The 12,103-nt window shown below is 57.9% G+C and carries 16 protein-coding genes; 13 read left to right on the top strand and 3 right to left on the bottom strand.

Going from position 1 to position 12,103, the window contains the following annotated elements; translation table 11 throughout:
- Positions 1 to 2: 2 nt before the first annotated feature.
- From QF043_RS22635 to recX, 10 genes are all read left to right on the top strand, one after another.
- Positions 3 to 1,013, top strand: a complete 1,011-nt coding sequence (locus QF043_RS22635) for a contractile injection system protein, VgrG/Pvc8 family (protein WP_307420249.1) — start codon at positions 3 to 5, stop codon at positions 1,011 to 1,013.
- A 47-nt stretch (positions 1,014 to 1,060) separates the two neighbouring features.
- Positions 1,061 to 1,219, top strand: coding sequence for a Com family DNA-binding transcriptional regulator (locus QF043_RS22630; RefSeq protein ID WP_074854399.1), 159 nt, complete (start codon positions 1,061 to 1,063; stop codon positions 1,217 to 1,219).
- Between the two features lie 38 nt (positions 1,220 to 1,257).
- Positions 1,258 to 2,220: a hypothetical protein gene (locus QF043_RS22625; RefSeq protein WP_056857600.1), complete on the top strand. Its 963-nt coding sequence runs from the start codon at positions 1,258 to 1,260 to the stop codon at positions 2,218 to 2,220.
- 315 nt (positions 2,221 to 2,535) lie between these two features.
- A complete protein-coding gene (locus tag QF043_RS22620; protein WP_056857599.1) occupies positions 2,536 to 2,733 on the top strand; it encodes a hypothetical protein in 198 nt (65 codons plus the stop codon).
- An 83-nt stretch (positions 2,734 to 2,816) separates the two neighbouring features.
- Entirely contained in the window at positions 2,817 to 3,002 is a 186-nt protein-coding gene (locus QF043_RS22615) for a Com family DNA-binding transcriptional regulator (protein ID WP_373460723.1), read from the top strand.
- A 132-nt stretch (positions 3,003 to 3,134) separates the two neighbouring features.
- Entirely contained in the window at positions 3,135 to 3,896 is a 762-nt protein-coding gene (locus QF043_RS22610) for an N-acetylmuramoyl-L-alanine amidase (protein ID WP_307421489.1), read from the top strand.
- A gap of 53 nt (positions 3,897 to 3,949) precedes the next feature.
- The gene (locus QF043_RS22605) at positions 3,950 to 4,507 is read left to right on the top strand and encodes a glycoside hydrolase family 19 protein (RefSeq protein WP_307420247.1); all 558 of its coding nucleotides are present in this window, start codon (positions 3,950 to 3,952) and stop codon (positions 4,505 to 4,507) included.
- 108 nt (positions 4,508 to 4,615) lie between these two features.
- On the top strand, positions 4,616 to 5,116 hold the full coding sequence (locus QF043_RS22600; RefSeq protein ID WP_307420246.1) for a CinA family protein: 501 nt from the start codon (positions 4,616 to 4,618) through the stop codon (positions 5,114 to 5,116).
- A gap of 83 nt (positions 5,117 to 5,199) precedes the next feature.
- A complete protein-coding gene (gene recA / locus QF043_RS22595; protein ID WP_017137075.1) occupies positions 5,200 to 6,258 on the top strand; it encodes a recombinase RecA in 1,059 nt (352 codons plus the stop codon).
- 8 nt (positions 6,259 to 6,266) lie between these two features.
- Positions 6,267 to 6,734 carry a recombination regulator RecX gene (recX, locus tag QF043_RS22590; RefSeq protein WP_003189043.1) on the top strand — a complete coding sequence of 156 codons (468 nt, stop codon included), beginning with the start codon at positions 6,267 to 6,269 and terminating at the stop codon, positions 6,732 to 6,734.
- 203 nt (positions 6,735 to 6,937) lie between these two features.
- Here recX and QF043_RS22585 read toward each other — a convergent pair whose 3' ends face one another.
- Complete coding sequence (locus tag QF043_RS22585) at positions 6,938 to 8,050, bottom strand: TIGR00730 family Rossman fold protein (protein ID WP_065928929.1); 1,113 nt, start codon at positions 8,048 to 8,050, stop codon at positions 6,938 to 6,940.
- A 378-nt stretch (positions 8,051 to 8,428) separates the two neighbouring features.
- On the bottom strand, positions 8,429 to 8,869 hold the full coding sequence (locus QF043_RS22580; RefSeq protein ID WP_017137078.1) for a PA3611 family quorum-sensing-regulated virulence factor: 441 nt from the start codon (positions 8,867 to 8,869) through the stop codon (positions 8,429 to 8,431).
- A gap of 178 nt (positions 8,870 to 9,047) precedes the next feature.
- Here QF043_RS22580 and QF043_RS22575 point away from each other — a divergent pair, with 178 nt between their 5' ends.
- The 3 genes from QF043_RS22575 (at position 9,048) to QF043_RS22565 (ending at position 11,108) form a co-directional block, all read left to right on the top strand.
- Positions 9,048 to 9,767: a tRNA-uridine aminocarboxypropyltransferase gene (locus tag QF043_RS22575; protein ID WP_307420245.1), complete on the top strand. Its 720-nt coding sequence runs from the start codon at positions 9,048 to 9,050 to the stop codon at positions 9,765 to 9,767.
- 252 nt (positions 9,768 to 10,019) lie between these two features.
- Positions 10,020 to 10,670 (top strand): response regulator transcription factor ErdR, encoded by a 651-nt coding sequence (erdR, locus tag QF043_RS22570; RefSeq protein WP_056857592.1) that lies wholly within the window; start codon positions 10,020 to 10,022, stop codon positions 10,668 to 10,670.
- A 75-nt stretch (positions 10,671 to 10,745) separates the two neighbouring features.
- Positions 10,746 to 11,108: a diacylglycerol kinase gene (locus QF043_RS22565; RefSeq protein WP_017137081.1), complete on the top strand. Its 363-nt coding sequence runs from the start codon at positions 10,746 to 10,748 to the stop codon at positions 11,106 to 11,108.
- Positions 11,109 to 11,111: 3 nt separating this feature from the next.
- Here QF043_RS22565 and QF043_RS22560 read toward each other — a convergent pair whose 3' ends face one another.
- Complete coding sequence (locus QF043_RS22560; protein ID WP_026013711.1) at positions 11,112 to 12,038, bottom strand: LysR family transcriptional regulator; 927 nt, start codon at positions 12,036 to 12,038, stop codon at positions 11,112 to 11,114.
- Positions 12,039 to 12,103: the final 65 nt, after the last annotated feature.

Here is a 12,103-nt window from a genome sequence, read left to right as displayed (position 1 = left end):
ACATGGCACAGGGTTTTACGCCGATCGTGGAGTTTTATGGCGCTAATGCCGCGCTGCTCAATCAACGCCTGATGCATTGGAGCCATACCGACGCCGCAGGTATCGAGTCTGACCGGCTGGAGTTGACCCTCAATATCGAGGGGCTGGAAGGTTTGCCCAGCCTGAGCGGCAAGATCGGTTTGCGCGTGGGTTATCAGGAGTCCGCGCTGGTGGAGAAAGGCGAGTTCGTGATCACCCAGCGCACGCCCGTGCTGTTTCCCATGCGCTTGATGATCGTGGCGACAGCCGCACCTTTCAGCATGCTCGACGCCAGCGGTTATCGTCAGCGACGGTCGGCCAGTTACGGGCCAACCACGTTGGGCGCACTGTTTCGCCAACTGGTCAGTCGCCACGGGTTTTCACCGCGTGTGGCTCCTGCGCTGGAAGGCATTGCGATTGCCCATATCGACCAGTCCAATGAAAGCGACATGGCGTTCATCACCCGCCTTGCGAAGCGCTACAGCGCGGTCACCAAACCAATCAACGAGCTGTACGTGCTGGCCGAGGCGGGGCAGGTCAAATCACTTTCCGGGCAACTATTACCGCAGGTGAAGCTGTCCGTGACCCAGGACAATCGCCCCGGTGATCAAGCCTTCATCACCGCCAAGCTCGACGAAACGTCCCGCTCCAAATACATGGGCAGCCGCGTGACCTGGTGGGATGCCGCAGGTGGCAAACAACAGGTCGTCGAGGTGGGAGTGGCCCCATTCAAAACCTTGCGCCAGCGCTGCCAGAACCAAGCCGAGGCGCGTGCCGTGGCTGAAGGCGAACTGCGACGTGTGGGACGCGAAGGTTTGAAACTGCTGATCGATTGCCCTGGCAACCCGCTGCTGGCCGCTGAGGGCTTGCTGGTGCTGGATGAAACCTGGCCTTCGTATATGCAGGGCCAGTGGTCGATGAAACAGGTGGTGCATGTTGGCGATCCGGTGACTGGGTATCGCAGTTCGATTACAGCGAATGGGTTGTCGGCGTGAACAGGTAAGTCATTCGAAGCAGCAGTTCACTGATGTTGGAGGAACTTATGTTGAGAGAGCTTCGATGCGGAAACTGCAAAAAACTCCTTGCTCGAATAGGTGAGGTTACAGAACTCCAGATCAAATGTTCCCGTTGCGGGACGTTGAACCATGTGAAGGCCACGCGCCTCGAGCCATCGCCCATGAGCGCCATACGCCCAATATAGAGGCCTGAACTTAAATCAGCTAAGTAACGGAGTTTAAAATGGAAAACGCAAATTCGGCGTCTCAAACCTTGCAAGATCTTTGGACCCAAGTGCAACCGGTGGATAACACCGGCATGCTTAGGCGCGTGGTTTTTGGGGACGGCAAGTTTTATGCGGCTGGTGGCAACGGTCTTCCCACAACCACTCAGCTTGTCAGCGGAGGCGCGACTGGTACAGCGTGGACCAAGCTTAAGGACGTCGTCACCTCTGATAGCGCAAAGGTCCTCAATGACCTGTACTGGAACGGTCTTGGGACACAGCTTCAAGCCGTTTCTCAATCCGGCAATGTGGCCTACGGCAGCACAGCACGCCCTGAAAGGGCTTGGACAAACATTACGGCAACTGTTCGCGCGTCCGGAGACTTGCAAGGCATTGTGTATTATCAGCCAATTTCCGGCAGCGACGCGACCTGGATCCTGGTTGGATCTAACGGTAAAGTCTTTTCCCGTTATGGCGATTGGTCAGGCCAGGTGGAGCGCACTACGACCTTCACTTCTGACGAGACTGTGTACTGCGTCAACGTCATTGGCGTTTTTGTGTTGGTTGCGGGATCGAATGGGAAGCTGCTTAGCGCTGTGAAGATGGCGACGGGTAATCCGCAATCATTCTCGACCGTAACCAGCACCTTCGGCACTAGCACCATCCTTTCCATGAAGCTTTGCAACGGGAAAATGTTTATCGTTGGTGCGGATGGCAAGATGGCATATTCACCCGATGGGCTTAACTGGACTGCTGTTGCAGATACCAGTTTCGGTGGAACCATCATCCGCGACATTGCTTACGGTAATGGCAAGTATGTAGCTGTCGGCGACGGCGGCAAGACAGCCGTTTCCGAGGATGGGATCGGCTGGGTTCAGCAAGCCAACACTTTCGCAGGAACCGATATCCGGAGCGTCGCCTACGGCAACGGCAATTTTATCGCTGTTGGTGCAGGCGGCAAGATTGCTTACTGGACTCCATGACCTTCTAGCTCCTTGCGTAATAGAGCCCAGCCGTCGCGCTGGGCTTTTTATTGCCTAATTTTCCCCAAGCGCCTACTACGCGCAGATCGGTGCTACCGAAATCGAAAATGCAAAACAGGCCGACTCGATTACACCAGAGCAGCGCTGGTTCCTGAAAGGGCTCACCTTCGGACCTATCAATCGTTAATTCCAGGCCTCGCCATTGAACGGGGACGTTTGCCCCAAGCCGTTCGTCCATTGATTGGCACTGACCATGACCTGCCAGCCTCTCATGTTCAAGCGCGGATATCCCGAGCATAAAAACGGAGAGTCAGCATGGACATCGATAAGAATGCGCCAGGCAATATTTCTCAGCAGGAAGTCACACGCGGCACTGATAACGAGACAGGGCATGACCCAAGGCGTGATGAGGACAAGATCCCGCTGCCGCCTGACGACGATGCACCTCTCGAAGAGGATATGTCGGATGTGGACGCCGCTGATTCAGTAGCGAGCGAGCATCCTGACAACTGAGTAAAGTCAGCTAGCAAACCCGGCGATTGTGTCGGGTTTTTTATTGCCCACGGAAAGGGTAATTCAGCAAAAGGAATTTGCAGATGTTGAAAGAATTCAGATGCGGTAACTGCAAAAGACTTCTCACCCGCACGGGTGGGTTTACAGAGCTCCAGATCAAATGTTCCCGATGCAGGACGTTGAATCATGTGAAGCCCGCGAGCCTCGAGCAATCGCCTTTGAGCGACATGAAAGCGGAATCTTCCGCGACAAGTCATTCGACTCAATAGGTGAGTACACATGAACACTATATTGAACTTCTTCGTCTCTGAGAGCGCCAGGTCGCAGCATTCGCGTGCGGTTAATTCAAGGCGCGTGTGCTGCGTAATAGCTAAAGGATGGATAGGAAAAAGGGAGGCTCTATGTTTACGATTGACTACAACACTTATCGCACGCTTAAACCTTACGGCAAACGTGTACGTTTCCTGGTGTTGCACTACACCGCGTTGGACTTTTCTGGCTCGGTCAAATCGCTGACCACCGGGGCTGCAAGTGCGCATTATCTGATCCCGGATCCAATCGATCCGAGCTACATTGCGGCGGGCTTCAAAGGGCAGAAAATTTTCAGTCTGGTGGCGGAAGAGGACCGTGCGTGGCACGCAGGTGTCAGCCAGTGGGCCGGTCGTTCAGGGTTGAACGACACCTCTATCGGTATCGAGATTGTTAACCAGGCCACGGATGTCGACGGCGTTTTCACGTTCCCTGACTTCCAGGCTTCGCAAATCAGAGCCCTCAAGCAATTGGCGAGGAACATCCTGCAACGTTACCCGGACATGTCGCCGAAAAACGTGGTAGGCCATTCCGATATTGCGGTCGGTCGCAAATCAGACCCCGGCCCCAAGCTTCCCTGGAAAGACCTTGCGCAGGCAGGTATCGGCGCCTGGTACGAGGATTCAGTCAAAGACAAATACCTCCAGCAATTCAGTGGCGAAATTCCTGAGCGTGACCAAGTGGTTCAGGCGTTTTCCCGCTATGGGTACGGGATTGAAACGCCCACTTCTGATGGTTTTTTCAGTGCGCTGGTACGGGCTTTTCAACTGCACTTTCGGCCTGAAAACCATGATGGCGTGCTGGATTGCGAAACCTGCGCGATCTTGTATGCACTGAATGAAAAATACGCCTGAGTTCGTGCGGTACTCAAAGCTCGATCTTCATTCGAAGCGCCGAGGAGGGCAACATGGTCCTGTCCGAGCAACAGTTAGTTAAAGTCTTACCACGCTCACGGCTTAAAGCCGGCGTTTTCATTTCTGCGTTAAACGCGGCCATGTCACACCACCAAATCATCACACCTGAGCGCATGGCCGCATTTCTTGCCCAGGTCGGCCACGAATCCGGCCAGTTGCTCTATGTGCGAGAACTGGGCAGCGATCAATACCTGAGCAAATACGACACCGGCATCCTGGCCGCGCGTTTGGGCAACACCCCCGAGGCCGACGGCGATGGCCAGAGGTACCGGGGCAGGGGGCTTATCCAGATCACGGGGCGGCGCAATTACCTAGCCTGCAGCCAGGCGTTGTTCGGCGACGACCGCCTGTTGCAGCAACCGCAACTGCTGGAGCAGCCGCAATGGGCGTGTGCGTCCGCGGCATGGTTCTGGCAGAGCAATGGTTTGAACGAACTCGCTGACAAAGACCAGTTCACCACTATCACACGGCGCATCAATGGTGGCCTGAATGGCCTGGACGATCGCTTGCAGCTCTGGGCGCGGGCGAAGGCGATATTGGGCGTTTCCTGAGGCAGGGTGCGCGCCGTCGGCCATTAGTGTCTTGATGCACTCTGCAACTTGCATGGCCGATAGGCTCCTGTAGGGTAGGCAAACCCCCGCCCATTCCTGGAGACGACCGTGAAGGAAATCACTCAACTGGCCGCTGAACTGGGTCGCCGTTTGCAGGTGCTCAATGCCCACGTCACCACTGCCGAGTCGTGCACCGGTGGCGGTATCGCCGAAGCCATCACGCGTATTCCGGGCAGTTCGGCGTGGTTCGAGGCCGGGTATGTCACTTACTCCAATCGGCAGAAAACCCGGCAACTGGGCGTGCCGGAGGTGTTGTTCGCCAAGGTCGGCGCGGTCAGCCAGGAAGTGGTGGAAGCGATGGTGCGCGGTGCGCAGGAAAAAAGCCTGTCGCGCTTTGCCGTGGCGGTCAGCGGTGTGGCAGGGCCGGATGGCGGTTCGCCGGACAAACCGGTGGGCACCGTATGGCTGGCGTTTGGCGTGGGCGATGAGGTGACGGCCGAGCTGGCGCACTTCCCCGGTAACCGCGACGAGGTCCGCCGACAAACGGTAAAGGCCGCACTGGAGGGCTTGTTGCGACGAGCTGCAGCAGAAATCGAAAATCAGGGGTAGGCGATCCCGGATCTTTGTGGAACAATACTGTCTACTTATACAGGTGTTGGCCGTCAGGCCTTATTGATTACGTGAGGACTTTAATGGACGACAACAAGAAGAAAGCCTTGGCTGCGGCCCTGGGTCAGATCGAACGTCAATTCGGCAAGGGTGCCGTAATGCGTATGGGCGATCACGACCGTCAGGCGATCCCGGCTATTTCCACTGGCTCTCTGGGTCTGGACATCGCACTCGGCATTGGCGGCCTGCCAAAAGGCCGTATCGTTGAAATCTACGGCCCTGAATCTTCCGGTAAAACCACCCTGACCCTGTCGGTGATTGCCCAGGCGCAAAAAATGGGCGCCACCTGTGCGTTCGTCGACGCCGAGCACGCCCTGGACCCTGAATACGCCGGCAAGCTTGGCGTCAACGTTGACGACCTGCTGGTTTCCCAGCCGGACACCGGTGAGCAAGCCCTGGAAATCACCGACATGCTGGTGCGTTCCAACGCCATCGACGTGATCGTGGTCGACTCCGTGGCGGCCCTGGTACCGAAAGCTGAAATCGAAGGCGAAATGGGCGACATGCACGTGGGCCTGCAAGCCCGCCTGATGTCCCAGGCGCTGCGTAAAATCACCGGTAACATCAAGAACGCCAACTGCCTGGTGATCTTCATCAACCAGATCCGCATGAAGATCGGCGTGATGTTCGGCAGCCCGGAAACCACCACCGGTGGTAACGCGCTGAAGTTCTACGCTTCGGTCCGTCTGGATATCCGCCGTACTGGCGCGGTGAAGGAAGGTGACGAGGTGGTGGGTAGCGAAACCCGCGTTAAAGTCGTGAAGAACAAGGTGGCTCCGCCATTCCGTCAGGCTGAGTTCCAGATCCTCTACGGCAAGGGTATCTACCTGAACGGCGAGATGATCGACCTGGGCGTACTGCACGGTTTCGTCGAGAAGTCCGGTGCCTGGTATGCCTACAACGGCAGCAAGATCGGTCAGGGCAAGGCCAACTCGGCCAAGTTCCTGGCGGACAACCCGGATATCGCCGCCACGCTTGAGAAGCAGATTCGCGACAAGCTGCTGACCCCAGCACCAGACGTGAAAGCTGCTGCCAACCGCGAGCCGGTTGAAGAAGTAGAAGAAGTCGACACTGACATCTGAAGCAAACGATGACTGTGGTACTGGATACACTCGTCGCCGTTCGGCGCACCGCGATGGACCTGCTCGCTCGCCGCGAGCATGGTCGAGTCGAGCTGACGCGTAAACTGCGTCAGCGCGGTGCAGAGCCCGAGATGATCGAAACAGCCCTGGACCGTTTGACGGAAGAGGGGCTGCTTTCCGAAGCCCGTTACCTTGAAAGCTTTGTGTCCTACCGTGCGCGCTCCGGCTACGGCCCAGCGCGAATTCGTGAAGAGCTGAGCCAGCGTGGTCTGCAACGTGCCGATATCGACCTTGCCCTGCGTGAGTGCGGTATCAGTTGGCAGTCGCAGTTGGAAGAAACCTGGCGGCGCAAGTTTGCCGGCCATCTGCCGATTGATGCCCGTGAGCGCGCAAAGCAGGGTCGCTTCCTGAGTTATCGTGGGTTTTCGATGGACATGATCAGCCGGCTACTCAGCGGTCGAGACATGGACGATTGAGTCTTCAGGCGGATGAACATCCAAATGTGGGAGCTGGCTTGCCTGCGATAGCAGTGGGGCGGCAACCTATAAGCTAGCTGGTAAACCGCAATCGCAGGCAAGCCAACGTCCACAATGGATTGGGTTGGTTGTCGGGATGCCAAATCCCGATAAAACAAAAGGCCCACTACGACAGTAGTGGGCCTTTTTTTTTGCCTAAAAAATCACGCCGGCTCCGGTGCCACGCGTTGCTGTGTCTTCCCCTGAGCCTGGGCCCAGTTCTCCGGCAAATTGATGTAGTCCACCAACTCCCGCAGGCGGCCCTGATCACGGCCATTGAAGTTGAACACCAGGCGGGTCAAATGGCTGAACCTGGGCTCATCGTGTTCCTCGCCTGTGTAAGCAAGCTGTTGAAACTCACCACTCAGGCGCAGGCTGGCGAACTCTGTCTGCAAGTGGGCCAAGGCCCGCTCACTGAGCCGGTGGTTCATGCGCACCACAAACTCACGCTTCAACCAGCGCGTAGAGTGGAAGTTGGCATAGAACTGGTTGATTTCCGCCACCGCTTCTTCAGCGCTGTAGACCAGGCGAACCAGCTTGAGGTCGGTGGGCAGGATATAGCGATTGGCCTCCAGCTGGTTGCGGATGAAGTCCAGCGCGCCTTGCCAGAAACCGCCACCGGGGGCATCCAGCAGCACCACCGGCACCAGCGGGCTCTTGCCGGTCTGGATCAGGGTCAGGACTTCCAGCGCTTCGTCCAGGGTGCCGAAACCGCCTGGGCATAGCACCAGCGCGTCGGCTTCCTTGACGAAGAACAGTTTGCGAGTAAAGAAAAAGTGGAAAGACAGCAGGTTGTCGGTGCCATCAATGGTCGGGTTGGCGTGCTGTTCAAAGGGCAGGGTGATGTTGAAACCCAGGCTGTGCTCCAGGCCAGCCCCTTCGTGGGCGGCAGCCATGATGCCGCCGCCGCCGCCGGTGATCACCATCAGGTCCGATTGTGCCAGCAGTGCGCCGACTTCCCGGGCCAGGGCGTACAACGGGCTTTCGAGCGGCGTGCGTGCCGAGCCGAACACGGTCACCTTGCGGCGGCCCTTGAACTGTTCCAGTACGCGGAAGGCATTCTCCAACTCGCGGATCGCCTGCAAGGTGATTTTGGCGTTCCAGCGGTTGCGGTCGTCCTGCGCCATGCGCAGCACGGTGAGGATCATATCGCGATAAAGGGGGATGTTCGGGCTGTTGGGAGCGACCAACTGGAGTTGTGCGTCGACCTGCTGGGTGAGGTCAGCGCCGTTTGCTTCAAAATGACGGAGCAGGCGGTCATTCGGTTCGTAAGGCATTCAACTTCTCCTTCTTCACAGAACCTGGGCCATCGGCGAGAGATTCGTCCGCGGCCACGACACTGCATGTGTCGCTGCACGCCCCAGGCGTGGCACGGTGTTCGCCAGGCGGCAAAACGGGCTCTGTATGTTCCTTGTGATGTGGAAACCTTTGCACTGCAAGTGGCAGGAGGGCAACCCTCTTTTGCCCTGAGAATGTTACAGAACGGCGTGAAAAACGCAGTAGATGGGCTGCCGGGATGGCTTGATCATGAGCCGAAAAACCCATGGCTGGCAACCGCTTATTGGTCACTCATCACGCAGTTTAGTCGTTGCCGGGAATTGCAGCGGGGGAGGTGTGCGCCACTGGACAGTCGCGCACAGAGATCGAGCAGCGGTTTACTTTTTCTTCTTGGCAGCCGCCGGTGCCGGGCAGTCGGCTTCCACAAACTTGACCGATGCTACCGGGCGGTTGGTCTTGTTCTCGGTGATTTCGTAACGCATCACGGCGCCCTTGGCCATCAGCTCGCGATAGCCTTTGTTCAGGCATACGCTTTGACCCAGCTGGAAATACACAGCCTTGGGGTTGGCGCGCATCTGTTCGGCACGGTCAGGTAGCACACTGAGATGATCAATCAGTTGCATGCCTTCAACGGTGTAGGCCACTTCCAGGGTCTTTGCATCGATTTCCCGGGGCAGGTCTTTGTTGCTCTCGGCCGCGACGCTTTGCAGCTTCCTGTTCATTTGGGCCTCCAGCAACGACGCCGCGTGGGCGCCCATGGGCAGGACCAGCGCAAGGGCGACGGATGGGGCAACAAGGCGCAGCATGGAACGCAGCATGAAACTCTCCTGATTCGGTTACTGGTGCATAGACCAGCCACTGCGCTGTGCGTTCAGTGGCACGCAATTATAGGGGACCGCTTGCCACTACAGCCAGGCGTATCGCTGGTAAACTGCGGCCACTTAGTCTTGTTCGAGTTTTTTCTGTGTCGATTGACCTCTGCTCGCGGTGCGCCCGATGAGCCACGCCGTCTCCCGCTTGCGTACCCAGCGCCTGGCGCGCGCCGTCCGGCCGTTTCTCAACCGGGGTTCGCGTGCCGAACGTTGCCCCGGTTGCCGGGTGATTCCCGAGTACTGCCTGTGCGCCTGGCGCCCAACCGTGCAAGCCCGCTCGGCCATGTGCCTGTTGATGCATGACGTGGAACCGATGAAGCCCAGCAACACCGGCTGGCTGATCGCCGATGTGATCGACGACACCACAGCGTTCGCCTGGTCGCGCACAGAAGTGGCTCCCGAGTTGCTGACCTTGTTAGCCGACCCGCAATGGCAACCGTATATCGTGTTTCCGGGCGAATTCGTGGCGCCTGAGCGAGTGTGCAGCGAGGTGAGGGTGCAAGACGGCAAGCGCCCGCTGTTCATTTTGCTGGATGGCACCTGGAGCGAGGCGCGCAAGATGTTCCGCAAAAGCCCATACCTGGAACACTTACCGGTGTTGAGCCTGGCGCCTGAGCAGTTGTCACGCTACAAGCTGCGCCGGTCCAAGCGCGATGATCATTTCTGTACCGCCGAAGTTGCGGCGCTGTGCCTGGAACTGGCCGGCGACGCAGCAGCCAGTGAAGTGCTGGACGCCTACCTCGATGTGTTCAGCACACATTACCTGGCCGCTAAATTCCTATTACTGGTGGACCCTGCGGACAGCGTGCACACGCGGCTTGCGCCTTATATCCCCGCGGTGTAACCAGACGACGTTTGCATGATGGCACCGTAAACCCGCAACCGGCTAAAATGCCCATGGGCGTAGTGCTTGACCCCCCAGGCTACGCTGGGCATGCTGGGCGCCGATTGGGGCGTAACCGTGACTTTTCAGTGTCGTTTCAGGTTTTTTTGATGCTGAGTGTGCCCTGTGGCAATGGCTGCCTGGCCGTTGCCTTGTGTACTGGCGAACCCTGAACCCATCAGGGCTCCCATAAAAAACAGGATCATTTAATCAATGGCCACATACGAAATCCTGATAGCCGATGACCATCCGCTGTTTCGCAGTGCGCTGCATCAGGCCGTTACCTTGGGCCTTGGCCCTGACGTGAATCTGGTCGAAGTGGCCAGCATTGCCGAACTGGAAGCCCGCCTCAACGAAAAATCCGACTGGGACCTGGTGCTGCTCGACCTGAACATGCCGGGTGCCTACGGCTTCTCGGGGCTGGTGCTGTTGCGCGGGCAGTACCCGCAGATCCCGGTAGTGATGGTTTCGGCCCAGGAAGACGCCGATGTGGTGGTGCGCTCCAAGGAGTTTGGCGCCAGTGGCTTCATTCCCAAGTCGAGCGCCATGGAAGATATCCAGAACGCCGTGCGCAAGGTGCTGGACGGCGATGTGTCGTGGCCGCCGCAAGCGTTTGAAGAAATCAACGTGTCCGACGAAGCCAAAGCGGCCCGTGATGGCCTCGCCAGCCTGACACCTCAGCAATTTCGGGTGCTGACCATGGTCTGCGAGGGCTTGTTGAACAAGCAGATTGCCTATGAGCTGAGTGTGTCGGAAGCGACCATCAAGGCCCACGTGACGGCGATCTTCCGCAAGCTCGGCGTGCGCACACGCACTCAGGCGGCGCTGCTCTTGCAACAACTTGAGTCAATTTCGCAGCATTAAGCTGTGCCCGATTCACGCTTTTTTGACTTTGCGTGATCTAGTTTCCCCACTTCTTTGGTTCAGTTGCCTACATCTATGTCGCCTTTCAAGGGTCAAACCGGTATCAAACGTATCTTCAACGCAGGGGGCTATTCCCTGGATGGCCTGCGCGCAGCTTTCACCGGCGAGGCGGCATTCCGTCAGTTGGTGTTGCTGAACGTGATCCTGATCCCGCTGAGCTTCTTCCTGCACGTCAGCCGGGTCGAGCGCGCCTTGCTCATCGCGGTCTGCTTGCTGGCTTTGATCGTTGAGTTGCTCAACTCGGCCGTGGAAGCGGCTATCGATCGGATTTCCCTCGACCGCCACCCGCTGTCGAAAAACGCCAAGGACATGGGCAGCGCCGCGCAATTCGTAGCGCTGACCATGATTACCCTGGTGTGGGCCGTGATCCTGATCTAAGCCTCAGGCAATATTTGGCAGCACGATCTCGTCGCTGCGCTGAACCCCGGCGGTGAAGGCGCGGCACAGTTCCAGAAACTCGCGCATCGCCGAGGTCTGGTACTTCTGTTTATGCCAGATGAAGTAAAACTGCCGGGCCAGGTCCAGGTCCGGGGTTTCCACCGGCACCAAACTGCCACGCCGGAACGCATCGCGTAGCGCCAGCCGGGAAATACAGCCAATCCCCAACCCTGACTCCACTGCACGCTTGATCGCCTCGGTGTGTTCCAGCTCCAGGCGGATATTCAGCGCGCTGCGGTGATGGCGCATGGCCTGGTCAAAGGTCAGGCGCGTGCCCGAGCCCTGTTCGCGCAGGATCCATGCTTCATGGGTCAGCTCTTCCATGGTCGCCACACCGCGCTTGGCCAAGTGATGCTGCGGCGCACAGAACACCACCAACTCATCCTCGACCCAGGTTTGTACCTCGATGTCCGGGTGGCTGCAGTCACCTTCGATTAGACCCAGGTCAATTTCGTAATGCGCCACTTGGTGCACGATATTGGCAGTATTCTGCACATGCAGCTTCACCTGGCTCTCGGGGTGCTGCTGCATGAAGCTGCCGATCAGCAGGGTCGCCAGGTAATTGCCGATGGTCAGGGTGGCGCCGACCGCCAGGGAGCCAAAGCCGGACTTGCCGTTGAGCAGGTCTTCGATCTCCTTGGCCTGGTCCAGCAGGGCCACGGCCTGGGGCAATAGCTGATGGCCAAGGGCGTTGAGGCTCAGGCGTTTGCCCGCGCGGTCGAATAATTGGCAGCTGGATTGACGCTCCAGCTCGGTGATCGAGGTGCTGGCGGCGGATTGAGATAAGGCCAGAAGGCCAGCAGCGCGTGAGACGCTTTCCTGCTGGGCGACGGCGACGAAGACTTGCAGTTGACGTAGAGTAAATCGCATATCGATATAACCGATAACCCTTATCTTAATAATCCAGTTAACAGATATTGTCGCCGCCATTAGAA

The sequence above is a fragment of the Pseudomonas sp. W3I7 genome, from assembly GCF_030816095.1.
Taxonomy (GTDB): Bacteria; Pseudomonadota; Gammaproteobacteria; order Pseudomonadales; family Pseudomonadaceae; genus Aquipseudomonas; species Aquipseudomonas salomonii.
The sequence above is the reverse complement of the archived record's forward strand: the minus strand, read 5'-3'. Positions and strand labels throughout refer to the sequence as shown.